Here is a 23670-nt window from a genome sequence, read left to right on the forward strand (position 1 = left end):
GCTTCAACTCCTCGCGGGGCGGTAGGAGCCCGCTTCGGAACGGAACGCGATGGCCACGCGGTTCCATGCGTTGATCGCGGCCACCGCCCATGCCAGGTCGGCCAGTTCCTTGTCCGTGAAATGGCCGCGGGTGGCCTCGAAGACCTCATCGGGAACATGCCCCTCGGTCACCTTGGTCATCGCTTCGGTCCACGCCAGCGCGGCACGCTCGCGGTCGGTGTAGTAGCCGGCCTCGCGCCAGGCATCGAGCCCGTACAGGCGCTGCTCGCTCTCGCCGGCAGCACGCGCATCCTTCCAGTGCATGTCGATGCAGTAGGCGCAGCCGTTGATCTGCGATGCACGCAGCTTGACCATGTGCAGCAGGGGTGCGCCCAGGCCCGATTCGTGGAGATAGGCCTCCAGGGCCATCATCGCCTTGTAGGGCGCAGGTGCGGCCTTCCAGTATTCCATCCGCGCTTTCATCGCCTTCCTCCGTAGTGAAGCACCGCCTCATGTAACGCCGGGCCATTCCGTCGCCGGTGACGGACGACCTACGCACTGCCGACGGACTTCCAGTGCGCAAGCCGCTCGGCGATGAGCTCGACCCGCCTGCGGTCGTCGCGCCCGTCGAGGATTTCCGCATCGCCGGGGTCGGCACGCAGGTAGACGCCCGAGGTGCGTGCGTTCACCTCGGCCCCGCGTGTGGTGAAGTAACCCGATGCGCGGCCGGCAGATTCCAGGCGGACCTCGCCGGTACCTTCCAGCTGGGGTGCATCCGGATGCCGGGGCCGCTCGCCCTTCCAGTAATAGAAGATGCCCGCCGCTTCCTCCATCTCCCGGGTCGCCTCGCTCCAGTAGCGGGACGACAGCGTGCCGTCCTCCTGCCATCCCCGCCCGCTCATCTCCAGCACCCCCTGGCGGTTGCGCGAGATCTTCAGCAGGCCCAGGGCCGTGGGCTCCTTCTCGGTGCGCTGGGTCAGCGAGAACTGCCACCACATGCCTTCGATGCGGGCGGCGCTGCCCTCGCCCTGGATCGCGTTGCGGAGCTTCTGGCAGATGGCCTTCACCTCGGCCGCCGTGGTCGATCCGTCATAGCGGACGCAGGTCAGGCCGAGGAGGTCGCTCGGCAGCTTCGCGCCGCTGGCATGCAGGATGAAGGTCCTGCGCATCCCCAGCACGCCGCCGAACAGGCCGGCCTCGAAAACGACGTTGTCGCGCGGCGAGGCCTGCCCCGGCGATCCGGCCGCGTGCCCCTGCGCGCTGCTGGTCCAGTCATCCTGGGCGAATATGAAGGCGGCGAAATCGACCTGGCGGGTCAGTTCGAGGAGTCTTCCGAGCGTGGTCGTGCCGGGATTGAACACCGTCGTCCACGGCTCGACGTGCGCGACGTCCTCCAGCCCGCGCGTCAGCGCCTGCAGCAGTTTCGCCTGCGCCCCCGACGATCCCAGGAAGATGCGTGGCTTTCCCATAAGTCCTCCGGATGAACCCTTGCGTGGGCAGGCCCTGGGAGTCCGTTACGCCGACTCCGGCCGGGGAACAACGCCTGGCACGTCAGGCCTGATCGGGCTCCGCACCTTCCGGCTCGAAGAAACTCCAGCGCACCATCGGGAACTGTGCCTTCAGCGCGCGCTCGACCTGGTCGATCTCGCGCAGCATCTGGCGCCCGTCCTCGTCCTGGCGCATGCGCGCATGCACCGACACCAGCACCTCCTCGCCCTGCTGCAGGGTGATCAGGCGCAGCAGTTCGGCGATCTCCGGGCGGCCGCCGAGGAAGCCCCTGATCTCGGCCTGCAGCAGCGGATCCACCGATTGCCCGATCAGCATCGCCTTGACCTCGATCGCCACCAGCACCGCGATCACGATCAGCAGCACGCCGATGGCGATCGTGCCGATCGCATCGAACAATGGGTTGCCGGTGACCACCGTCAGCAGCACCGCCGCCAGCGCGAACACCAGGCCGAGCAAGGCGGCCAGGTCCTCGCCGAAGATCACGACCAGTTCGGCCTGGCGGCTCTCGCGGAACCACTGCCACAGGTTGCGCGAGCCGCGGGCCTTGTCCACTTCCTGCAGGCAGGCGCGCATGGACACGCTTTCGGCGACGATGGCGAAGACCAGCACGCCTACCGCCCACCACCACTGCTGCAGCGGTTCGGGATGCATGAACTTGTGCACGCCCTCGTAGACCGAGAACATGCCGCCGACGCTGAACAGCATCACCGCCACCAGGAACGACCAGAAGTAGATCGCCCGCCCGTAGCCCAGCGGATGTTCGGTCGTCTCCGGCCGCGCGGCCTGGCGCAGGCCCAGCAGCAACAGCAGCTGGTTGCCGCAGTCGGCCAGCGAATGCACCGTCTCGGCCAGCATCGCGCCCGAACCGGTCACATAGGCGGCCATGCCCTTGGCCACCGCGATCGCGAAGTTGGCCCCCAGCGCGAAAAAGATCGCACGGACGGAATTGCCACTGCCTGCCATGGCTCGCTCTCCAGCGTCGGACGCGGCGAGTCTACCAAGCCCCCACCCCCCGTCCGGTCATGCCCGCGTACCAGCCGCGCGCGAATGTGGGACTATCTACCCATGCCCCGAAACCGGCTCCCCCCCTGGCACGAAGAATTCGTCCTGCCCAACCGGCGGGCGATCCTCATCCGTCCGATCCGCCCCGAGGACGCCGCGCCCCTGCAAGGCATGTTCGGCATGCTTGGTCCGGCCGAGCTGCGCGGGCTTTTCAGCGACGGCCAGGAGGCCCTGGACGATGCCACCGCCACCCAGCTGGCCCGGCCCGATCCCAAGGTCGAGCTGGTCCTGGTCGGCGCCGAACCGCTGCCCCCGGGCGAGGCGATGATCGCCGGGCTGGCCCGCGCGCGGATCGTGCCCGGCACCCGCCAGGCCGAATACGCGATCCTGCTCGGTAACTACGTCGCCGGCCTGGGCCTTGGCCGGCACCTGATGCAGAAGCTGGTGAAATGGTCGCGCGGCCGTTACCTGGACCGCCTGTACGGCGACACCCCCGACAGCAACGGGCCGATGCTCGACCTGGCCGCCTCGATGGGTTTCCGCCCCAGCCTCGAAGCGGGCGTACCGCCCGGCCTGACCCGCCTGGTCCTGGACCTCGACGGCTCCTGACCGGTATCGGCCTGCGCAGGAGCGCATGACCGCGACACCGAGGCTGTCGGAATCACGAAGGCGTCACCTGTGCGGGTGATGTCGGCTTCGCGGACTGAAGTCCGCTCCTACAGAAGAGCCCGACAGGCCTCCGCGCCGTCCGTGGGAGCGGGCATGGTCGCGACACCTAAACCGTCGGAATCACGACGGCGTCACCTGTGCGGGTGGCGTCGGCTTCGCGGACTGAAGTCCGCTCCTACAGAAGAGCCCGACAGGCCTCCGTGCCGTCCGCAGGAGCAGACGTGACCGCGACACCGAGGCCGTCGGAAGCACGACGGCGTCACCTGTGTGGGTGACGTCGGCTTCGCGGACTGAAGTCCGCTCCTACAGAGAGCCCGACAGGCCTGCGCGCCGTCCGTAGGAGCGGGCATGACCGCGACACCGAGGCCGTCGGAATCACGAAGGCGTCACCTGTGTGGGTGACGTCGGCTTCGCGGACTGAAGTCCGCTCCTACGGGCTGGGGGTCGCCCGTGACCGGGGTCGCCACGTCGCGCGGCTACAATGCGCGGTCCATGCCGTCTGCGTCCTCCCCCGTGCCCACGACTCCACCGCTGCCCCGCCGCGGCCACACCCGCGCCTGGTGGCAGGCGCCGGCTTCGCCCTCGGCCCTGGCCTGGCACCTGGTCCAGGCTGCCCGCACCCATACCGGCCCCTTGCTGTTCGTGGCCCGCGACAACCAGTCCGCGCACCAGGTCGAGTCGGACCTGCATACCCTGCTGGGCGCCGACGCGTCGCTGCCGGTGGTGCCGTTCCCGGACTGGGAGACCCTGCCCTACGACCGCTTCAGTCCGCACCCGGACATCGTCAGCCAGCGCCTGGCCGCGTTGCAGGCGATCCCGCAGCTGGAACGCGGCATCGTCATCGTGCCGGTGCAGACCCTGCTGCAGCGCCTGCCCCCGCTGCGCTACATCGCCGGCGGCAGTTTCGACCTGGCCACCGGCCAGCGCCTGGACCTGGACGCGGAGAAGCGCCGGCTGGAAAGCGCCGGTTACCGCAACGTGCCGCAGGTGCTGGACCCGGGCGACTTCGCCGTGCGCGGCGGCCTGCTCGACGTCTATCCGATGGGCGCCGAGGCACCGCTGCGGATCGAGCTGCTGGACGACGAGATCGATTCGATCCGCCGCTTCGATCCGGAAAGCCAGCGCTCGCTGGACCGCATCGATTCGGTGCACATGCTCCCCGGCCGCGAGCTGCCGATGGACGAGGCCAGCATCGCGCGCGTGCTCGACGCGCTGCGCGAACGCTTCGACGTCGATACCCGGCGCAGCGCGCTGTACCAGGACCTCAAGGCCGGGCTGGCGCCGGCCGGCATCGAGTACTACCTGCCGCTGTTCTTCGACACCCCGCACAGGGATGGGCGGGCGGTTGCGAAGGATCAGCACCAGAACCAGGACTCCACCGCGACCCTGTTCGACTACCTGCCGATGTCGGTGCTGCCGGTGCTGGCCGACGGCGCCAGCGATGCTGCCGATGCGTTCTGGCAACAGACCCGCAACCGCTACGAGCAGCGCCGGCATGACGTCGAACATCCGGTGCTCGCACCCGAGGCGCTGTACCTGCCGCCGGACGCCCTGCGCGAGCGGCTGAACCAGACCATCCGGGTCGAAGTCTGCGGCCCAGGGCATGCCCGTCGCGACGAGGCCGCGCCGCTGGGCGACCAGCCCGCACCGGCACTGCCGGTGGCCGGGCGCGACCACCACGTCGCCGGCGAGGCGCTGCGCTCGTTCCTGGGCAGCTATCCGGGCCGGGTGCTGGTCGCGGCCGATTCACCGGGCCGGCGCGAAGCACTGCTGGAAGTGCTGCAGGCCGCCGGGCTGCAACCGGCCGTGGTCGCGGGCCTTCCCGCTTTCCTGGCCGGGCGCGAGCCGTTCGCGCTGGCGGTCGCGCCGCTGGAAGACGGCTTCGCCATCGATGCGCCCGCGTTCGCGGTGCTTACCGAACGCCAGCTGTTCCCCGAGCGTGCGACCCAGCCGCGCCGTGCGCGCCGCGCCGGACGCGAGCCCGAAGCGATCATCCGCGACCTGGGCGAACTGACCGAGGGCGCGCCGATCGTCCACGAGGACCACGGCGTGGGCCGTTACCGCGGCCTGGTGGCGATGGACATCGGCGGCATGCCCGGCGAATTCCTCGACATCGAGTACGCCAAGGGCGACCGCCTGTACGTGCCGGTCGCGCAGCTGCACCTGGTCAGTCGCTACTCCGGCGCCTCGCCGGAGACCGCGCCGTTGCATTCGCTCGGCGGCGAGCAGTGGACCAAGGCCAAGCGCAAGGCGCAGGAAAAGGTCCGCGACGTGGCCGCCGAGCTGCTGGAGATCCAGGCCCGCCGCCAGGCCCGCGCCGGCCTGGCCCTGGACGTGGACCGGCCGATGTACGAGAGCTTCGCCGCCGGCTTCCCGTTCGAGGAGACGCCCGACCAGCACGCCGCGATCGAGGCGGTGCTGCGCGACCTGCAGTCCAGCCAGCCGATGGACCGGGTGGTCTGCGGCGACGTGGGCTTCGGCAAGACCGAGGTCGCCGTGCGCGCCGCGTTCGCCGCGGCCAGCGCCGGCCGCCAGGTCGCGGTGCTGGTGCCGACCACGCTGCTGGCCGAGCAGCACTTCCGCAATTTCCGCGACCGCTTCGCCGACTGGCCGCTCAAGGTCGAGGTGCTGTCGCGCTTCAAGACCAAGAACGAAATCGAGGCCGAACTGGAAAAGGTCGCCCGCGGCGAAATCGACGTGATCGTCGGCACCCACCGGCTGCTGCAGGCCGACGTGAAGTTCAAGGACCTGGGCCTGGTCATCGTCGACGAGGAACAGCGCTTCGGCGTGCGCCAGAAGGAGGCGCTCAAGGCGCTGCGCGCCAACGTGCACCTGCTGACCCTGACCGCGACCCCGATCCCGCGCACGCTGAACATGGCCATGGCCGGGCTGCGCGACCTGGCGATCATCGCCACCCCGCCGCCGAACCGGCTGGCGGTGCAGACCTTCGTCGTGCCCTGGGACGATGCGCAGCTGCGCGAAGCCTTCCAGCGCGAGCTGGCCCGCGGCGGCCAGCTGTACTTCCTGCACAACGACGTGGAGAGCATCGGCCGCATGCATAAGCAGCTGGCCGAGCTGGTCCCGGAAGCGCGCATCGGCATCGCGCATGGGCAGATGCCCGAGCGCGAGCTGGAACGGGTGATGGTCGATTTCCAGAAGCAGCGCTTCAACGTGCTGCTGTCGACCACGATCATCGAATCGGGCATCGACATCCCGAACGCCAACACGATCATCATCAACCGCGCCGACCGCTTCGGCCTGGCCCAGCTGCACCAGCTGCGCGGCCGCGTCGGCCGCTCGCACCACCGCGCCTACGCCTACCTGCTGGTGCCACCGGACCGGCGCGCGATGACCCCTGACGCGGAGAAGCGGCTGGAGGCGATCGCCTCGATGGACGAACTGGGCGCCGGCTTCACCCTGGCCACCCACGACCTGGAGATCCGCGGCGCCGGCGAGCTGCTGGGCGAGGACCAGAGCGGGCAGATGGCCGAGGTCGGCTTCAGCCTGTACACCGAGCTGCTCGAACGCGCGGTGCGCAGCATCCGCCAGGGCAAGCTGCCGGACCTGGACGCCGGCCAGGAAGTGCGCGGCGCCGAAGTCGAACTGCACGTGGCATCCCTCATTCCCGAGGACTACCTGCCCGACGTGCACACCCGCCTGACCCTGTACAAGCGCATCTCCAGCGCCCGCGACGTGGACGCTTTGCGCGAGCTGCAGGTGGAGATGATCGACCGCTTCGGCCTGCTGCCGGACCCGGTCAAGCACATGTTCGCCATCGCCGAGCTCAAGCTGCAGGCCAACGTGCTGGGCATCCGCAAGCTGGACCTGGGCGAAGCCGGCGGCCGCATCGTGTTCGAGGCCAAGCCCAACGTGGATCCGATGTCGGTGATCCGGATGATCCAGCAGCAGCCCAAGCTCTACGCGATGGAAGGCCCGGACAAGCTGCGCATCCGCGTGCCGCTGCCGGAAGCCGCCGACCGCTTCAACGCCGCACGCGCACTGCTGACCACGCTGGCGCCGGGCTGAGCCACCCGCGTCGGACTGCGGCGTGCTGTAGGAGCGGGCATGACCGCGACACCGACGCCTCGCCACGGGCAGCGGTCTCGCGATTCCAGCGACGCCGGCATGCCCGCTCCTGCGGAAGACGCAACCGACTACATCCCGAACACCCACGGCACCAGCAGCACGACCAGCAGCAGGGTCAGTACCGCCAGCGGCGTGCCGACCTTGACGAAATCAACGAAGCGGTAGCCGCCCGGCCCCACCACCAGCGCGTTCACCGGCGAGGACACCGGGGTCATGAACGCGGTCGAGGCGGCCAGGGCCACCGTCATCGCGAACGGATACGGCGACAGGCCCAGGTGCTGGGCCACCGCCAGCGCCACCGGCGCCATCAGCACGGCGATGGCGGTGTTGGAGATGAACATGCCGAACACCGCGGTGACCACGAAGATCGCCGCCAGGACCACGCGCGGCCCGGCCTCGCCGACCGAATCCAGCAGCAGGTCCGCGGCCAGGTCCACGCCGCCGGTGCGCTGCAATGCCAGCGAGAACGGCAGCATGCCAACGATCAGCACCAGGCTCGGCCAGTGGATCGAGCGGTACGCGCTGCGCAGGTCCACGCAGCCGGTCAGGCCCATCAGCAGGCAGCCGATCAGTGCCGCGTGCACGTTCGGCACGATCCCGCTGACCATCAGCCCCACGGTCAACAGCAGGCAGGCCAGCGCGAACGGCGCGCGGGCCGCGCTCGGTGCGACTTCCTCCGCCTCCAGCGGCAGGTTCAGCAGGATCAGGCCATCGGGACCCGAACCCAGCGCACGGATCGCGGGCCACGGTCCAGCGACCAGCAAGGTGTCGCCCACTTCGAGCTTTTCCTCGGCCAGGCCCAGCACCTCGGCGGTACGTCCGTGCTTGAGCCCGATCAGGGCGAGATCGTGGCGCTCGTGCAGGCGCGCACGGCTGGCACTGTTGCCGGCCAGTGGCGAGTTCGCCGCGACCATCATCTCGGCCATGCCGATGTCGTTGGCATAGCCGGAAAAGTACGCGCCCTCCAGCGGCAGCGGCTCCAGGCGCAGTTCGCTGAAGCGGGCCTGCGCGTCCACGCCCGCATCGTGCACGTCAAGCAGCAGCGCGTCGCCCGGATCCATGCGCATGCCCAGCGGCGAGGCCAGCATGCGCATGCCGAAGCGGCCGCTCTGCTCGACCGCCAGCACGTTCATGCCCGCCAGCGCGCCGCCTTCCAGGGTCGAGGCCACCTGCCCGGCCAGCGGCGAATCCGCCGCGATGCGCACGCGGAACGCCCGGCCATCGAGCCGGTACTCCGTGATCCAGTCCTCCAGCCGCGGCGCACCCGAGACCATGGCCGATGCGGCGCCAGGCAGCCAGCGCCGCGCAAACAGCATGTACAGCACCGACAGCGCCAGCACCGGCACGCCGAACGGCAGGAAATCCAGGAAGGCGAATCCGCCGTAGCCTTCGCGCAACAGTTCGCCATGCACGACCAGGTTGGGCGCGGTCGCCACCAGGGTCATCATGCCGCTGCACAGCGCGGCCACGCTCAGCGGCATCATCAGCCGGCCCGGCGCGATCCGGCTGCTGCGCGCGATCCGCAGCACGATCGGGATGAAGATCGCGACCACGCCGGTGGAACTCATCACCGAACCGATCGCGCCCACCGCCAGCATCAGCGCGACCAGAAGCACGGTTTCGTTGCCGCCCGCAACGCGGATGATCAGTTCGCTCAGGCGCTGGGCCACGCCGGTGCGGACCAGGCCTTCGCCGATCACGAACAGCAAAGCGATCAGGACGATGCTCGGGTCCGAGAAGCCGGCGATCGCCTCGCCGATGTCGATCACGCCGGTGAACGGCAGTGTCGCCACCATCAGCAGCGCGACCACGTCGGTCCGCGGGCGTCCGATCGAGAACAGGACGATGGCCAGCACCAGCAGGCCGAGGACGAGGACCAGTTCGAGATTCACGGACGCTGCCTGCCTGGGGACATCAGCGGGGTAGCGACGGCAGCGCCGGCGGCACGGGCCGGCCTTCGCGGATGCGCCGGGAGAACGCCGGATCGCGTTCGGCGCCGTGGGCAATTTCGTTTATCCGCGAGCGTCCGCGCAGCTCGGCGAAGGGCATCGAGGTGTCGATCAGCCCGGCGTCGTACAGGTAGCGGTCGCTCCAGCCATTGAGCAGGTGGCGGATGTCCCAGCCGCCGGTGCGGCCGATGCGATTGGCGTAGCGCACGATGTTGACCGTGCAGTTGTTGCTGACGACGTTGTAGAACTCCGGCGCGTCGGCCAGCGCGTTGATCCGCTCGGCGTAGACCAGGAACAGCCGCCGCGCCGACTCGGCCGAAACCCGGGTGCGATACAGGAATACCTCCTCGTCGCGGTGGTTGCTGCGCACCGCGACGATGTCACGCTCGTCGCCGACCACGTAGACCAGTTCGAAATGCCGGAACAGCCCCTGCACCGGGTGGAAGCTCTCGCCCACCTCCGGCCGTATCTCGATGGAGATGGCGACCGGGTCCACCCCGGCGAAATCGAAACTGACGAAGGTGTGCGCGATCGCACCGTCCGGATTCCAGTAGGAGACGAAGAAATCCAGGCCCTGCAGGTCCGACAGGCGCAGCTGCCGCTCCTCCCAGCGCCCGGTGAACTCGTCGCGGGTGCGGTACTCGAAGTGGCGGTAGCCGCTGATCCGGATCTGGTCGCCATCGACGTCGATGCGCGGCATGACCGCGATTTCCGGCCGCCAGGGCCGGTCGTGCGAGGGCCGCACGAAACTCCAGCCGACCATCAGCGCCGCGAACAGCAGGGCCGCGACGACGACCGGCCAGCGCCGCGACGCACGCCAGAGGGCCCATAACGAAAAGACGGCGAACAAGCCGGCGAGCAGCCAGCGACCCGGCACCGGCACCGGCGCGTAGCCGATCGCCAGCGCCGCCCACAGCAGCGGCAAGGTCAGCAGCAGGCCAAGCAGCCAGCGCAGCGGGCGCGGCGCATGCAGCCATGGCAATGGCCCGGTCGTGCCTGCGGAAGCCTTCGCCATCCCTTTCCTCCGGTGGTCCGCAGCCGCTGGGCGGCAGCCGGTTTCGCTTGCGATTTCGGCCCGGGGGCGCCGGTGCGGCGACACCTCGCCTGCCCCGGCTATCGTTGTACGCGCTGCGGCGAAGTTGCAAGCGCGGCCGGGCGTACCCGGGCGACCCTACAGCTGCGACTCAAGCGGCAACCAGCCGATGACCCGCGCCGCGCCGCGGCTCCACACGCTGGATTCAGGCTCATGGTCCCAGGTATGCGGCGGCTTGGCCGCGTCGTCATGCCAGCGCAGCGCGCCGTCGGCCAGCTCCAGCCGGTAGCTGGTCTGGGCGGAGGTCTTGGTCCGGTAGAGCGCTTCAAGTTCGGCGGCCGCGTCCGGGCAGTCGAACAGCAGCCCCATCTCGGTGTTGAGGTTCATCGAGCGCGGATCGAGGTTGAACGAACCGATGAACCCGTGCGCGTGGTCGACGACGAAGGCCTTGGTGTGCAGGCTCGCGCCGCTCGAACCGAACAGGCTGCGGCCACCCTGCGGGCCGTGCGGCTTGAGCTCGAACAACTCCACCCCGGCGCGCAGCAGGGGCGCGCGATAGCCCGCGTAGCCGCCATGCACCGCCAGCACGTCGGTGGCGACCAGCGAGTTGGTCAGGATGCTCACATCCACCCCGCGCTGGCGCAGGCCTTCGATCCAGCGCACCCCGTCGCTCCCGGGCACGAAGTACGGCGAGATCACCTTCAGTTCGTGCTGCGCGCGCGAGGCCCGTTCCAGCAGCACGGGGGTCATCCAGTCCGGTCCCGGCGATGCACCCTGCGCCTTCTCCGGCGGATCGGAGACGACCACCGCGTCGGCGGTCCAGTGCAGCTTGCGCCGGCCCTCGATCAGGTCGCGCACGCCCTGGGCCCGCTCCAGGCGCTCGGCGTACGGACCTGCGCGATCCGATTCCAGCCCGGCATCGATGCTCGCGCGCAGGCGCGGCAGCGCGTCCGGCTCGGCGTGGGCCAGCGCTTCCAGCGGGATGGCCGTCGGGCTGTTCCAGTAGGCATCGAAGATCTGCTCGGCCTGGCGCACCGGCGGCCCGATCACGGCCACGTCGGTATCCATGAAATTGACGTCGGCGGCCGCATCGAAGTATTCGTCGCCGACGTTGCGCCCGCCCACGACCGCCACCTGCCCGTCGGCGATCCAGGCCTTGTTGTGCATGCGCCGGTTGACGCTGAAGAAGCGCAGCAGCAGCTCGATGCCACGGGCCACGGTCCCCTCGCGCGCCCGGGTGGGATTGAACAGTCGCACCTCGATCGAAGGATGGCTGTCCAGCGCCGCCAGCACGGTGTGGCTGCCGTGCACGTTCATGTCGTCCAGCAGCAGGCGCACGCGCACGCCCCGGTCGGCCGCGCGCAGCAGCTCGCTGTAGAGCAGGTTGCCGGTGAAGTCCGGATGCCAGATGTAGTACTGCAGGTCCAGGCTGCGGCCGGCGGAGCGGGCGGTCGCGGCGCGGATGGCGAAGGCATCCAGGTTGTCGGCCAGGATCACCAGGCCTGCCTCGCCCGGGTGGGCCGAAGTCATCGGCGCGACGACCTGGTCGACCGGGGTCGGCTCGCCGGCGATGGGCAGCGCATGGCCCTGCGGTCCGCGCGCGCTCTCGGCGAAGCGGCCATAGGCGTACAGGGACAGCAGCGAAGCGACCACGAATGCAGCCAGGACGATGCCGATCCACATGAACGTCTTCCTCTTCATTGCGATCCCGTGCGCGCCGGTGAAAGCCGGGCCCGCTGATTGTAGGCGCCCGGCGCGATGGCGATGTGGGGACTCCCCCGTTCCCGCCGCTCAAGGGCGGGCTGCTTCGATCATCGGACCCGCCTGCATGACATCGGGCCCCAAGGCCCCTTGAACGGAAAGGCCCGGCGTCGGCCGGGCTTTTCCCTGTGCAGCGCGCGCGGCGGAGATAGGCCAGAAGTCACGGGTCGGGTGGCCGGCGGCCCGGTTGCACCTCGCCGCTCCGGTCATGCCATGCTTTGCCGGTCACCACCACCACGAGGGACGCGGCAATGGCCAAGGGCCTGGACAAGAAGAAAGAGCAGAAGAAGAAGCCTGCCAAGACGTTGAAGGAAAAGCGGGCGGACAAGAGCGAGAAGAAGGGCACGCGCGGCTCGATGCCGGGCTGAAACCCCGCGCAGCGCAAACTGGAAATACCCGGCTTCGGCCGGGTGTTTTCGTTGGGTCGCATCTACGGGATGCGGGCGACGGCATCGCCGGCGCAATGGGGCCGTTCTAGTACTTCCGTACCCACGGCGCGAGCACGCCAAGCCAGTGCGCGCGCCAGGCCAGGAGGAACGCGACCAGCAGCGCTGCGCCAGCAATCGCCATCACCCATACCAGCGACGCCATCGATGCATGGTCCACCGCCAGGCACAGCATCAGCGCGGCCAGCAGCCCCAGCGCACCGAGTACCCGCAAGGCCAGGACCGTGGCGGGCGTCAACGCCCTGCCCCAGACCTGCCGTGCATGCGCCGGCATGGCCAGGGCCAGCCAGCCCATGCCGGCCACACACGCCGCCAGCGCAGCAGCCAGCAGCAAGGCCGATTGTCCGGATTCAGGCACGTGCCGCATCCTCCGCGACCGGCATGTGCGCCGGTGCGCTGGCACGGGCCCGACGACCGAGGGCGTGCGCCGCCAGCGCGGCGATGGCGCCGGTGGTGAGCAGTGCCAGGTCGACACCGGCCACCGGCCAGTAACCGGCCGCCAGCGTGCGCAGCAGGTGGTCACCGGTGGTGATCCAGTTCAGCAGCACTGCAGCCACCGCCAGCACGGCGATCGCCCAGCATTGTTCGCGCCACGCCGGATTGGCCAGGCCGCGTGCGACCGGCGCACTGCGCACCGATGCGTGGACCATTGCCAGCAGCCAGCTGCCCCAGAAGGCGTAACGCTCCCAGTCGCCACGCGCCGGCAGGTCTTCGGGAAGCAGGCGGTTGGCGACCAGGAGAGCCAGTGCGGCCAGCACCATGCCGGTGACGGTGGTGACCGCCAGCGCGTCGACGATGCGCGCGCCCTGGCTGCCTTGCCGCGCGTGCTGGCGCTTGCGCTTTTCCACGAAGAAGATGAAACCCGTGGCGATGCAGACCGCGCCCAGCAATCCACCCAGCACGTACAACCAGCGAAGCAGCCAGTGGCGGAAATGCTGCAGGTGCAGGCCGGTGAGGAACTCGCTGACCTTCTCGACCGGGGTGGCCGCCGGGTCCTGGCGGATCAGTTCGCCGGTGCTGGCCTTGAAGTGGATGCCGTCGCCCACCAGGGCGATGCGGTCGGTACCCGCGCGATAGACGCTGACGTAGCCGTTGGCATCGCCCACGTGCTGCAGCACCAGGAAACCGACGTCGCCGGCCTTGCCGCTGGCCTCCCAGCGTCGCTGGGCCTGGGCCACCATCGCATCGACGTTGGCCAGTCCGGCCGCCACGCCGGCGCGCTCGTGCGGCAGGCCGGTCTGGCTTGCCTCGATCTGCGCATACCGGTCGTGAAGGTCGTGCAGCTGGGTGTGGCCGACCGGGAAGTAGTAGGTCGCGGCGAAGATCAGCAGGCCGGTGAAGGCGAAGAAGAAATGGAACGGCAGCGCGACCACGCCGGTCAGGTTGTGCAGGTCGAGCACGCTGCGCAACCGCGCCTTGCCCGGGCGGAAGGTGAACAGCTCGCGGAAGAGCTTGCGGTGCATGACCACGCCGCTGACCAGCGCGGCCAGCATCACCAGTGCCGACAGGCCGACGATCCAGAAGCCGAGGTTCTTCCAGTCCAGGGTCAGGCTGTAGTGCATCGGATAGAAGAACCCGCTGCCGACCTTGAGCCGGTCGTCGGGCAGCGGCGTGCCGTCGCGCGGATCGATGGTGGCATAGGCCCAGATCTGCTCGTCCGGGTCTTTCGCATTGGGCACGATGTAGCCGGCGAACAACTCCAGCACCGGGTCGCGGTGGGTGGTGTAGGCGCTCCAGCTGCCGACCATGTCGAAGCGCTGCGGCATCGGTCCTTCGACCCGCGGGGCCATCGCCGCCACCGCTGCCGGCAACGGCTGCATGCGCTCGAACGCGGGCCGCAGGATTGCCTCGTACGAGGGCATCGGCTGTGGTTCGAAGCGCGTGGACGGGATCGACCAGCGGTCGATCTCCCGGTCGAACACCGACAGCGCGCCGAAGAAGAACGCGGCCATGAGCACGAAGCCCAGGACCAGGCCGAACCAGGTATGCAGCCAGGCCATCGCCTGGCGGAAGCTCTGGGTCATCACGGATTCCTGCGTAGCGGCCATGGCGTCAGACGATGCTCTTCTGCACGAGCGACGCCAGCGCGGCCATCGCCGCCCCGCCGCCGGCCAGCACCAGCCACGCCAGCGCGACCCGGCGGCAGGCGATCGTCCACAGCAATGCGACCAGGAACACGAGCAGCCCGACCGCGCTGGCCAGGAACTCGGCATCGTGGAAGCCCATGCCGGCCTTGAACAGCAGCGCGGTGGCCAAGGCGACCAGCCCCCAGGTGAAAGCGTACCCGCCGAGCACCGCCGCGCCCACGCGTGCGGCGATGCGCAACCGCGGGGCGCGGACCGTGGCCGGTCCGGAATCGATCAGGGAGGATGGCGTGGACATGGCGTCAGGCTACTGTCTCTTCGTGGCGGATGCGATCGTTCAGAACCGCCAGTTGACGGTCAGGGTGTAGTTGCTCGGCGCGCCGTAATAGCCGCTGTAGCGCAGGGTGTTGATGTACTTCTCGTTGAACACGTTGTTGACGTTCAAGCGCACGGTCGCGTTCTCGACGAAGTCCCAGCCCATGAAAGCGTTGAGCACTGCGTAGCTACCCTGGCGCACGGTGAAGCCACTGCTCTCGGTGTTGGAAATCCCGCTCTGCCAGCGCCCGCCGAGGCCGTATGACAGCGCCGCATAGCCGGGCGCGCGCGCGCTCAGGATCAGGTTGGCGCTGCGGCGCGGCACCCACGGATAGGTGTCATCGCCATTGAGGCCATCCATCTCCAGCGCGGTGTATCCCACTACCAGGTCGACATTGTCGCTCAGCTGGCCGGTGGCCTCGAGCTCCACGCCCTTGGACTTCACGTCGACCGGCGCGTAGATGGTCTGGCCAAACTCGTTGTATTCACCCGTAGGCGTGGCCAGGCCCTGCTGGTCGGCCTTGAACACCGCCACGGTGGTCAGCAGGCGCCCGTCCAGCCACTCGGCCTTGACGCCAGCCTCGTAGTTCACGCCCTTGCTGGGGCCCAGCAGGCGGTCGTTGGCATCGGCCTGGTCCTGCGGTTGGTAGATATCCGAATAGCTGACGTAGCCGAGCACGCGGTCGGTGAAGTCGAAAGTCAGGCCGGCGTAGGGGCTGGTATGGCTGGTGGTGTCATCGAAATCCACGCCATAGGAAACACCCTCGCGGCGGTATTCGGCGTAGTTGGCGCCGATGATCGCCTTGAAGCGGTCGGTCACGGCGATCCGGGTGGCGCCGAACACGCGCTTGAGGCTCTGGTCCAGTTCCGCCGATTGCGAGAATTCGCTCCAGGCGGGCTCGGGAATGGCATCGGTCGGGTACGGGAACGGTGGCAGCAGGCCCCAGGCCGGGTGCGGGAATTCCGCGCTGCGTTCCCAGTTGTCGGTGGTGCTGCGCGAGGTGCTGACACCGACCACCGCCTCATGCTGGCGACCGAACATGGTGTAGACGCCATTGAGGCTGATCGTGCCCAGGTGGCTGGTCACCTCATCCTTGCCGCTCCACGGATAGCCGACCAGGCCCAGGCCGGTGGCCGGATCCAGGCCTTCGGGGGTGCCGTCGAAATCCGCATCCGCCAGGTAGGCGTAGAACATGTCCTCGTCGCCGCTTGCACGGCGGTAGTTGTATGACACGTTCAACCGCCAGTCCGCGCCCAGCTGGTGGACGTACTCAGCGAAGGCGGTTTCGTTGGTCGTATCCCAGTAGGTCCAATCCTGGGTGGTGGTGGCATTGCGCGGCCATTCGTTCTGGGTGCCATCGCTGTTCATGAACAGCAGCGCGCCCCACATGATGCCGACCGAGTTGGCCTGCTGGTGCGAATAGCCGACGGTCAAGGTGCCGTTGTCGCCGATCTGGCCGTCGACCACGCCGTAGAGGAAGGTGCGGTCGTTCTGGTTGGCCTGCAGCCACGAATCTCCGTCCTCGTACGCCGCCACGATACGCCCGGCCCAGCGGCCGTCGTCGGTGAACGGAGTGGAATAGTCGGCTTCGGCACGCACGGTGTCCCACGAGCCGTAGCTCAGGCCCACCATTCCCTGCGCCTCGTTGGTCGGGCGCTTGCGTACATAGTTGATCGTGCCCGAAGCATTGCCCACGCCGGTCAGCAGGCCGTTGGCGCCACGGATCACTTCCACCTTCTCGTAGCCGAACGTGTCCTGCGCGCCGGTGGCGATGCCCCAGCTGTTGGGCAGGCCGACGCCGTCGATCTGGGTGTTGAGGATGTCGAAGCCGCGAGCACTGTAGCTGGTGCGGTTGGTCTCCCACTCGTCCACGCGCACGCCGGTCGCCAGGCGCAGCGCATCGTTGACGCTGTTCGCGCCGAACAGGCTCATCTGTTCACTGGTCACCACGCTGATCGACTGCGGGGTTTCCTTGATGTCCAGGTCCAGGTTGGTCGCGCCATTGCTGACGCGGCTGGCGCGCTGACCGACGACCAGGATCGCGTCCAGCTCGGTGGTGGAGGTGTCGCTCCCGGACGTGCCGCCCGCCGCAGATTCCTGCGCAGCCGCCACGGCCGTTCCGGACATGCAGGCCAGGGCAATCGCGATCGCCAGCGGCAGGCTGCTGCTGGCCGGGGAGCGGAACGCGGGACGACGGGGGCTGGCCTGGCGGGAGGAACGGATCGGACGCATCGGGGGAAACTGCCTTGTCGTTAGAAGAGAGTGGGCAAACGAATCGAGGTGAACCGCTTCGCCCACCTCGCGCGCGGCGGCGCCCTGCCATAAGGGCCACCACCGCTGAGTCTTCGCCTGGCGACCCAGCAAAGGCAGGCCGGACGGAAGTTCCGGCACATTAAATGCGAATCAATCTCATTTTACAAGGCGGGATGCACTGTTTGGTGCCCCCAAACGCAGACACCCGGCCTGGGCCGGGTGTCTGCTGCGGGTCGGCGGGCGGGAACAGTCCCCTACTTCGCCTTGCCCTGGTTGGCCACCGCCTCGGCGGCGCGCCGGGCCGCTTCCGGATCCCCCAGGTAGCGGTACGACTGCACGCGCAACTCGTCGTCCAGCTCGAACAGCAGCGGGATGCCGGTGGGGATGTTCAGCTCGAGGATTTCTTCCTTCGAAACATCGTTGAGGTACTTGTACAGGGCGCGCAACGAGTTGCCGTGCGCGGCCACCAGCACGGTCTTGCCGGCCTTGAGCGACGGCGCGATCGCGTCATGCCAGTACGGCAGCACGCGGTCCAGGGTCGTGGCCAGCGATTCGGTCGCCGGCAGTGCATTGCGGTCCAGCCCGGCGTAGCGCGTATCGTTGGCCGGATGGCCCGGATCCTCCAGCGACATCGGCGGCGGCGGGATGTCGTAGGAACGACGCCAGATCTTGACCTGTTCTTCGCCGTGCTTGGCCGCGGTCTCCGCCTTGTCCAGGCCTTGCAGCGCGCCATAGTGGCGCTCGTTGAGGCGCCAGCTCTTGTGCACCGGAAGCCAGTCCTGGTCCAGCTCGCCCAGCGCCAGGTTGAGCGTGCGGATCGCGCGCTTGAGCGTGGAGGTGTAGGCCACGTCGAAACGCAGGCCTTCCTCGCGCATCACCTTGCCTCCGGCGGCGGCTTCGGCGCGGCCCTGCTCGGTCAGGTCGACGTCGACCCAGCCGGTGAAGCGGTTCTCGAGGTTCCACTGGCTCTGGCCGTGGCGCAGCAGGACGAGCTTGCGGGTCACTGGGGGAATCTCCGGTACGTGCGCGGGTTGGGAACTCCGATTGTAGCGGCAGGCTCCGTCGCGGCGGCGGATGGTTGTGGTCGCAACCAGCTCGGCGCGGAACCTCGCCACGGCTTCACGGGTCGCCCCTGCATACTCGATCCATGGTGGCCCCTTCCTCGACGCATGGTTTCGAAGCCTTTCCCGGTTGGGACGGCAGCGTCGCCGGTGCACGCACGCTGCAGGCGCAGCTGGCCGCGCAAGTGGTGCTGGAGGATGTCTTCCCGCGGCCTTTGCGCACCGTGGCCGGTTTCGACGTCGGATTCGAAGACCAGGGCGACATCACCCGCGCTGCCGTCGTGCTGCTGGATGCGGAGAGCCTGCAGACGCTGGAATCGCATGTGGCGCGGCTGCCGACCGCGATGCCCTACGTGCCAGGACTGCTCAGCTTCCGGGAGCTGCCGGCGCTGCTGCTGGCGCTGGAGATGCTGTCGCAACCGCCGGACCTGGCCATGGTCGATGGACAGGGGATCGCACATCCGCGTCGCCTCGGCATCGCGGCCCATTTCGGCGTGGCCACCGGACTGCCAAGCCTGGGGGTGGCCAAGAGTGTGCTGGTGGGCGATTTCGACGCGCCCGGCCCGGCGCGCGGCGATCGCAGCCCGATCACGCATCGGGGTGAGCTGGTCGGCTTCGCGCTGCGCAGCAAGCTGCGCTGCAACCCGCTGATCGTCTCGCCCGGCCATCGCGTTTCCCTGACGACGGCGGCCGAGCTGGTGGTGCGCTTCCTCGCCGGCTACCGCCTGCCGGAACCGACGCGACTGGCCGACCGGCTCGCCTCGCGACGCGAAGCCGGTCGCTCATCGACACTCCCGCGATAACGCAGCCCGGGCCGCAACACTCCGTCGCACTGCCATGCGATGCCATGGTGGCGGGCCTGTGCCATCCTCGCGTCGTCCCCGACGGAGTCCGCCATGACCACGATCATCGAACCGCGCGTGCACGACCTGGGCGACGGCTTCATCGTCCGTCGTGCGGTGCCCTCGATCCAGGCGCGCAGCGTCGGGCCCTTCGTGTTCGTCGACCACATGGGGCCGGTGGTGTTCGAAGGTGGGCGCGGGCTCGACGTGCGCCCGCATCCGCACATCGGCCTGGCCACGGTGACCTTCCTCTGGTCCGGCGCGATCAACCACCGCGACACGCTCGGCTCCGAACAGGTGATCCGCCCGGGTGACGTGAACTGGATGACCGCCGGCCGCGGCATCGCCCACTCCGAACGCACGCCCGGCCCCGAGCGCGCGACCGGCAGCCAGGCGCACGGGATGCAGACCTGGGTCGCACTGCCGAAGGCACACGAGGAGACCGACCCGGCGTTCTACCACCACCCCGCCGCAACCCTGCCGCAGCAGCACCGCGATGGCGTCTGGCTGCGGGTGATCGCCGGGCGCAGTTACGGCGAGGAATCACCGGTGAAGGTCTTCGCCGACACGCTCAACGTGGCCCTGGACCTGGCCGCGGATGCCGAACTCGTGTTGGACGACGCGCATGTCGAACGCGCGCTCTACATCCTCGAAGGCGAAGCCCAGCTGGACGGGGTGGATATCCCCGCCCGACACCTGGTCATCCCCGACCGCGGCACGCGGCCCAAGCTGCGCGCCAAGACCCCGCTCAAGGCGATGCTGCTCGGCGGCGAGCCGCTCGACGGCCACCGCCACCTCTGGTGGAACTTCGTCTCCAGCTCCAAGGACAGGATCGAACAGGCCAAGCTGGACTGGCTGGAAGGCCGCTTCGGCCGGATCGAGGGCGACGACGAATTCATCCCGCTGCCACAGCGCTGAGGCGGCGGCTCCGTGCGGTCCCGCCCGGCGCATCGCCGGTCGTCGCCTCCTGCCGCATGGCCACGATGATTTAACCGGATTCCAACGCCGCGCCCGCCTGAGAGGCGTAGGCTCGGCCTGCCCGCTCCGGGCACATCCGACTGGGGACGACGATGACTCTCACGAAACGCTTGGCGGCCGAATTCCTCGGCACGCTGTGGCTGGTGCTGGGCGGTTGCGGCAGTGCGGTGCTGGCGGCCAATTTCGGCGGCGACGGCAATCCACTGGGAATCGGCTTCCTGGGCGTGGCGCTGGCGTTCGGCTTGACCGTGCTGACCGGCGCCTTCGCGTTCGGGCACATCTCGGGCGGGCACTTCAATCCGGCGGTAAGCCTGGGGCTGTGGGCCGGTGGCCGCTTCGGCGCCAAGGACCTGCTGCCCTACATCCTGGCCCAGGTGGCGGGTGCCATCATGGCCGGCTTCATCCTGCTGCAGATCGCAAAGGGGGGCGGCGGCTTCACCATCGACCCCAGCGCGGCCGGCACCTTCGCCAGCAACGGCTATGGCGTCCTCTCGCCAGGCGGCTACACGCTCGGTGCGGCGTTCCTGTGCGAGGTGGTCCTGACCGCGTTCTTCCTGGTGGTGATCATGGGCGCCACCCACAACAAGGCTGCCGCTGGCTTCGCCCCCATCGCCATCGGCCTGGCCCTGACCCTGATCCACCTGATCAGCATCCCGGTCACCAACACCTCGGTGAATCCGGCCCGTTCCACCGGCGTTGCGGTGTTCGCCGGTTCCGGGGCGATGGGCCAGCTGTGGCTGTTCTGGCTGGCACCGCTGATCGGCGGCGCCCTGGGCGGGATCATCTACGCTTGGCTGCGCCCGAATAACGAGTAACGCAAGTCATTGATTGGCATGGCCGGGCTGCCGCATGGTGGCCCGGATCATGTTCATGAAGGCCCGCCACGCCGGGCAGGCGGCGCGGCTGCCGCAAACGCACGAATCCGGTTAGCATTGTGCGATGCAGCACCCCAGCCGGAAGCGTGGCCATTCCATGCTCTATCAACTACACGAACTCAACCGCGCAATGATGGCCCCCTGGGTCCATCTGGCCGAAGCCAATTCGCGGATCTTCTCCAACCCTTCCAGCTGGGCGTCGGGCCTGCCCGGGGCCGAGCGCATCGCCGCCGGCAACGAGCTGGTGCATCGCCTCGGCAAGGATTACGAGAAGCCTCCGTGGAACATCCACGAGGTCGAAGTCGAGGGCCACAAGGTCCCGGTGCTGGAACAGGAAGTGGTGCGCAAGCCGTTCTGCCGGCTGGTGCGCTTCAAGCGCTACAGCGACGACGCCCCGACCATCGCCGCGCTGAAGGACGACCCGGTCGTGCTGGTGGTTGCGCCGTTGTCCGGCCATCACGCCACCCTGCTGCGCGACACGGTGCGCACCCTGCTGCGCGACCACAAGGTCTACGTGACCGACTGGATCGACGCACGCATGGTCCCGGTCGAGGACGGCGCCTTCGGCCTGGACGACTATGTCGCCTACGTCGAGGATTTCATCCGCCACATCGGCGCCACCGACCTCCACGTGATCAGCGTCTGCCAGCCGACCGTGCCCGTGCTGGCCGCGGTCTCGCTGATGGCCGCGCGCGGCGAGCCGGTGCCGCGTTCGCTGGTGATGATGGGCGGCCCGATCGACGCGCAGCGCAGCCCGACCGCGGTCAACAGCCTGGCCACGCGCAATCCGCTTTCGTGGTTCGAGAACAACGTGATCCACAGCGTGCCGCAGCCTTATCCGGGCGAAGGCCGCGAGGTGTATCCGGGCTTCCTGCAGCACGCCGGCTTCCTGGCGATGAATCCCAGCCGCCACTTCATGTCGCACTGGGATTTCTATTCGGACCTGATCAAGGGCGACCTGCAGGACGCCGACGGCCATCGCAAGTTCTACGACGAATACAACGCGGTGCTGGACATGCCGGCCGAGTACTACCTGGACACCATCAAGACCGTGTTCCAGGAATTCCTGCTGCCGCGCGGCAAGTGGAAGGTCAACGGCGAGCCGGTGAAACCGTCGGCGATCAAGGGCACCGCGCTGATGACCATCGAAGGCGAGCTGGACGACATCTCCGGCCTCGGCCAGACCCAGGCCGCGCACGACCTGTGCACCGGCATCCCGAAGACCAGGCAGGAGCACCTGACCGTGGAGGGGGCCGGCCATTACGGCATCTTCAGCGGTCGCCGCTGGCGGGAGACGGTCTACCCGCAAGTACGCGACTTCATCGCCAGGTACGCGGGCTGAAGCCACGCCAGTAACGACGAAAGCCCCGCTTCCGCGGGGCTTTCGCTTTCTGCCGCATGTCGCCTGCGGTCAGACCACCGGGTCACGCACCAGCAGCTGCTTGGCCAGCCAGCCGTGGAATCGGCCGACGATCCGCGCCAGGTGCAGGGTCGCGAACAGCAGCAGCACGCCGACCACCAGGCACACCGGCCACAGCCAGGGCGAGTCCGGCGTGATGTTGACGCCATCCAGCGAGAACATGCCTGCATGGCCCAGCAGCAGGGCGACTGGCGCGACGATCAGGCCGGCCGACAGCGCCAGCAGGGTAACGGCGATGCTGAAGTACGCCGTGCCCAGGGGCAGCATCAGCAGCAGGTAGCCCATCGCCGTCCAGGTGCGCCAGTCGGTGAACAGTTCCTTCAGGCGGGTCGGCCACGGCTTGTCGCGCTGCGTGTACAGCGGCCTGCGCGGCATGCGCACGCCCAGCAGCACCTCGACGATGCGTCCTTCCACCAGCGACAGCAGGCGCACCGACATCAGGAACAGCAGCAGCAGCGGGATGCCCACGATCAGGATCAGCAATCCGGCCGACAGGCTGGCGCCGGTGACCACCCAGCTGAAGTAGAACGTGCCCGTCGCCATCGCCAGCAGCATGTAGAACAGCGAGCCGTAGGTGTACGGATCGGCGACTACACCGAAGAACCGGCCGGCCAGTGAACGGCGCTTGGGCGGACGCGGCGGGCGCAGCGCGCGATTCACCGTCACTTCGGTTTCGCGATAGATCTCGGCGACCTCCCCGGGTGCGCCGTAGCTGCCGGCGACCGCGGCGATCACTTCGGCCTCGCTGCGGCCCGAACGCCCCGTCGAGTTGGCGGCCAGCTCTGAACGCAGGTATTCCTCGGCGTCGTACAGGGCGTCCTGGACCATTGCCGGATCGGCACCCCTGAGCGCTTCGCGCAACTGCTCCAGGTATTCGGGAATGGTGGTCGGCATCGGGCGCGTAACCGACGGCGCGTATGCGTTGCTGTTCATGCGGATACTCCCTCCAGCACGGAATCGACGGAATCGCGGGTGGCCCGCCAGGCGGCGGACCATTGGTGGAGGACCTCGCGGCCCTCGCCGGTGATGCGGTAGTAACGGCGCGGTGGACCGGCCACGGACGGCTCGACGTGGCTTTCCAGCAGGCCGGCCCCTTCCAGGTTGCGCAGCACCGGATACAGCGCGCTCTGCTTCCCGGCGAGCACGCCCTCCCCGACCTGCTCCAGGCGCTTGGCGATCAGGTAGCCGTAGAGCGGCTCGGCGGCCTGGGCCAGGACGGCCAGCAGCGCCAGCGAGACCGTGCCGGCGCTGAGTTCCTTCTGGAATTTCTTCAGCTGCGCTTCGTTGTCGCCCATGTCGGCCGCTCCACTAGCGTTGGGTTCGCTAGTCTGGAGGCCAATCTATTCTCAAGTTCGGTATAGCGGATGTGCCGTTAGTCATTCCGACCGTGGACACCGCCCCCGACGG

The 23670-nt window shown here is 68.7% G+C and carries 19 protein-coding genes; 6 read left to right on the forward strand and 13 right to left on the reverse strand.

Annotation, left to right across the window (positions count from 1 at the left end):
• Positions 1–3 precede the first annotated feature (3 nt).
• The 3 genes from MNQ95_RS00415 to MNQ95_RS00425 all read right to left on the reverse strand — a co-directional run bounded on the left by MNQ95_RS00415 (position 4) and on the right by MNQ95_RS00425 (position 2451).
• The gene (locus MNQ95_RS00415) at positions 4–462 is read right to left on the reverse strand and encodes a carboxymuconolactone decarboxylase family protein (protein ID WP_162409222.1); all 459 of its coding nucleotides are present in this window, start codon (positions 460–462) and stop codon (positions 4–6) included.
• A gap of 68 nt (positions 463–530) precedes the next feature.
• Positions 531–1448, reverse strand: coding sequence for a TIR domain-containing protein (locus tag MNQ95_RS00420; protein ID WP_241953480.1), 918 nt, complete (start codon positions 1446–1448; stop codon positions 531–533).
• Positions 1449–1530: 82 nt separating this feature from the next.
• Entirely contained in the window at positions 1531–2451 is a 921-nt protein-coding gene (locus MNQ95_RS00425; protein WP_162409218.1) for a cation diffusion facilitator family transporter, read from the reverse strand.
• Positions 2452–2553: 102 nt separating this feature from the next.
• On the opposite strand from MNQ95_RS00425, the gene MNQ95_RS00430 reads away from it, so the two are divergent.
• Positions 2554–3099: a GNAT family N-acetyltransferase gene (locus MNQ95_RS00430; protein ID WP_162409217.1), complete on the forward strand. Its 546-nt coding sequence runs from the start codon at positions 2554–2556 to the stop codon at positions 3097–3099.
• Positions 3100–3651: 552 nt separating this feature from the next.
• A complete protein-coding gene (gene mfd / locus MNQ95_RS00435; protein ID WP_241953481.1) occupies positions 3652–7185 on the forward strand; it encodes a transcription-repair coupling factor in 3534 nt (1177 codons plus the stop codon).
• A 128-nt stretch (positions 7186–7313) separates the two neighbouring features.
• On the opposite strand, the gene MNQ95_RS00440 is transcribed toward mfd, so the two are convergent.
• From MNQ95_RS00440 to gpmA, 8 genes are all read right to left on the reverse strand, one after another.
• Positions 7314–9137, reverse strand: a complete 1824-nt coding sequence (locus MNQ95_RS00440; RefSeq protein WP_162409215.1) for an SLC13 family permease — start codon at positions 9135–9137, stop codon at positions 7314–7316.
• 22 nt (positions 9138–9159) lie between these two features.
• On the reverse strand, positions 9160–10209 hold the full coding sequence (locus MNQ95_RS00445; protein WP_162409214.1) for an Lnb N-terminal periplasmic domain-containing protein: 1050 nt from the start codon (positions 10207–10209) through the stop codon (positions 9160–9162).
• Between the two features lie 156 nt (positions 10210–10365).
• A complete protein-coding gene (locus tag MNQ95_RS00450; RefSeq protein WP_162409212.1) occupies positions 10366–11928 on the reverse strand; it encodes a phospholipase D family protein in 1563 nt (520 codons plus the stop codon).
• Between the two features lie 534 nt (positions 11929–12462).
• Entirely contained in the window at positions 12463–12792 is a 330-nt protein-coding gene (locus MNQ95_RS00455; protein WP_238390290.1) for a DUF3325 family protein, read from the reverse strand.
• Positions 12785–14458, reverse strand: a complete 1674-nt coding sequence (locus tag MNQ95_RS00460) for a PepSY-associated TM helix domain-containing protein (RefSeq protein ID WP_162409208.1) — start codon at positions 14456–14458, stop codon at positions 12785–12787. The genes MNQ95_RS00455 and MNQ95_RS00460 overlap by 8 nt, the downstream gene beginning before the upstream one ends.
• A 28-nt stretch (positions 14459–14486) precedes the next feature.
• Positions 14487–14816, reverse strand: coding sequence for an iron uptake protein (locus MNQ95_RS00465; protein WP_202922834.1), 330 nt, complete (start codon positions 14814–14816; stop codon positions 14487–14489).
• Positions 14817–14855: 39 nt separating this feature from the next.
• Positions 14856–17066 carry a TonB-dependent siderophore receptor gene (locus tag MNQ95_RS00470; protein ID WP_241953482.1) on the reverse strand — a complete coding sequence of 737 codons (2211 nt, stop codon included), beginning with the start codon at positions 17064–17066 and terminating at the stop codon, positions 14856–14858.
• Between the two features lie 275 nt (positions 17067–17341).
• Complete coding sequence (gpmA, locus tag MNQ95_RS00475) at positions 17342–18091, reverse strand: 2,3-diphosphoglycerate-dependent phosphoglycerate mutase (RefSeq protein ID WP_162409206.1); 750 nt, start codon at positions 18089–18091, stop codon at positions 17342–17344.
• Positions 18092–18234: 143 nt separating this feature from the next.
• On the opposite strand from gpmA, the gene nfi reads away from it, so the two are divergent.
• The 4 genes from nfi (at position 18235) to MNQ95_RS00495 (ending at position 22185) form a co-directional block, all read left to right on the forward strand.
• The gene (gene nfi, locus MNQ95_RS00480; RefSeq protein WP_162409204.1) at positions 18235–18951 is read left to right on the forward strand and encodes a deoxyribonuclease V; all 717 of its coding nucleotides are present in this window, start codon (positions 18235–18237) and stop codon (positions 18949–18951) included.
• Positions 18952–19044: 93 nt separating this feature from the next.
• Positions 19045–19908, forward strand: coding sequence for a pirin family protein (locus tag MNQ95_RS00485; RefSeq protein WP_162409202.1), 864 nt, complete (start codon positions 19045–19047; stop codon positions 19906–19908).
• A gap of 152 nt (positions 19909–20060) precedes the next feature.
• The gene (gene aqpZ / locus MNQ95_RS00490) at positions 20061–20783 is read left to right on the forward strand and encodes an aquaporin Z (RefSeq protein WP_162409200.1); all 723 of its coding nucleotides are present in this window, start codon (positions 20061–20063) and stop codon (positions 20781–20783) included.
• Between the two features lie 157 nt (positions 20784–20940).
• Positions 20941–22185 carry a polyhydroxyalkanoate depolymerase gene (locus tag MNQ95_RS00495; RefSeq protein ID WP_162409198.1) on the forward strand — a complete coding sequence of 415 codons (1245 nt, stop codon included), beginning with the start codon at positions 20941–20943 and terminating at the stop codon, positions 22183–22185.
• A gap of 69 nt (positions 22186–22254) precedes the next feature.
• Here the strand turns inward: MNQ95_RS00495 and MNQ95_RS00500 are convergent, their stop codons facing one another.
• Both MNQ95_RS00500 and MNQ95_RS00505 read right to left on the reverse strand, forming a co-directional pair.
• Positions 22255–23196 carry a sensor domain-containing protein gene (locus MNQ95_RS00500; RefSeq protein WP_241953483.1) on the reverse strand — a complete coding sequence of 314 codons (942 nt, stop codon included), beginning with the start codon at positions 23194–23196 and terminating at the stop codon, positions 22255–22257.
• Positions 23193–23558, reverse strand: coding sequence for a PadR family transcriptional regulator (locus tag MNQ95_RS00505; protein WP_241953484.1), 366 nt, complete (start codon positions 23556–23558; stop codon positions 23193–23195). The genes MNQ95_RS00500 and MNQ95_RS00505 overlap by 4 nt, the downstream gene beginning before the upstream one ends.
• Positions 23559–23670 lie beyond the last annotated feature (112 nt).

This window comes from Pseudoxanthomonas daejeonensis, from assembly GCF_022637495.1.
Classification (GTDB): Bacteria; Pseudomonadota; Gammaproteobacteria; order Xanthomonadales; family Xanthomonadaceae; genus Pseudoxanthomonas; species Pseudoxanthomonas daejeonensis.

Coding starts and splice junctions, on each gene's coding strand:
- MNQ95_RS00415 (WP_162409222.1), bottom strand. CDS start 462: ATGAAAGCGCGGATGGAATACTGGAAGGCCGCACCTGCGCCCTACAAG.
- MNQ95_RS00420 (WP_241953480.1), bottom strand. CDS start 1,448: ATGGGAAAGCCACGCATCTTCCTGGGATCGTCGGGGGCGCAGGCGAAA.
- MNQ95_RS00425 (WP_162409218.1), bottom strand. CDS start 2,451: ATGGCAGGCAGTGGCAATTCCGTCCGTGCGATCTTTTTCGCGCTGGGG.
- MNQ95_RS00430 (WP_162409217.1), top strand. CDS start 2,554: ATGCCCCGAAACCGGCTCCCCCCCTGGCACGAAGAATTCGTCCTGCCC.
- mfd (WP_241953481.1), top strand. CDS start 3,652: ATGCCGTCTGCGTCCTCCCCCGTGCCCACGACTCCACCGCTGCCCCGC.
- MNQ95_RS00445 (WP_162409214.1), bottom strand. CDS start 10,209: ATGGCGAAGGCTTCCGCAGGCACGACCGGGCCATTGCCATGGCTGCAT.
- MNQ95_RS00450 (WP_162409212.1), bottom strand. CDS start 11,928: ATGAAGAGGAAGACGTTCATGTGGATCGGCATCGTCCTGGCTGCATTC.
- MNQ95_RS00460 (WP_162409208.1), bottom strand. CDS start 14,458: ATGACCCAGAGCTTCCGCCAGGCGATGGCCTGGCTGCATACCTGGTTC.
- MNQ95_RS00465 (WP_202922834.1), bottom strand. CDS start 14,816: ATGTCCACGCCATCCTCCCTGATCGATTCCGGACCGGCCACGGTCCGC.
- MNQ95_RS00470 (WP_241953482.1), bottom strand. CDS start 17,066: ATGCGTCCGATCCGTTCCTCCCGCCAGGCCAGCCCCCGTCGTCCCGCG.
- nfi (WP_162409204.1), top strand. CDS start 18,235: ATGGTGGCCCCTTCCTCGACGCATGGTTTCGAAGCCTTTCCCGGTTGG.
- MNQ95_RS00485 (WP_162409202.1), top strand. CDS start 19,045: ATGACCACGATCATCGAACCGCGCGTGCACGACCTGGGCGACGGCTTC.
- aqpZ (WP_162409200.1), top strand. CDS start 20,061: ATGACTCTCACGAAACGCTTGGCGGCCGAATTCCTCGGCACGCTGTGG.
- MNQ95_RS00495 (WP_162409198.1), top strand. CDS start 20,941: ATGCTCTATCAACTACACGAACTCAACCGCGCAATGATGGCCCCCTGG.
- MNQ95_RS00500 (WP_241953483.1), bottom strand. CDS start 23,196: ATGAACAGCAACGCATACGCGCCGTCGGTTACGCGCCCGATGCCGACC.
- MNQ95_RS00505 (WP_241953484.1), bottom strand. CDS start 23,558: ATGGGCGACAACGAAGCGCAGCTGAAGAAATTCCAGAAGGAACTCAGC.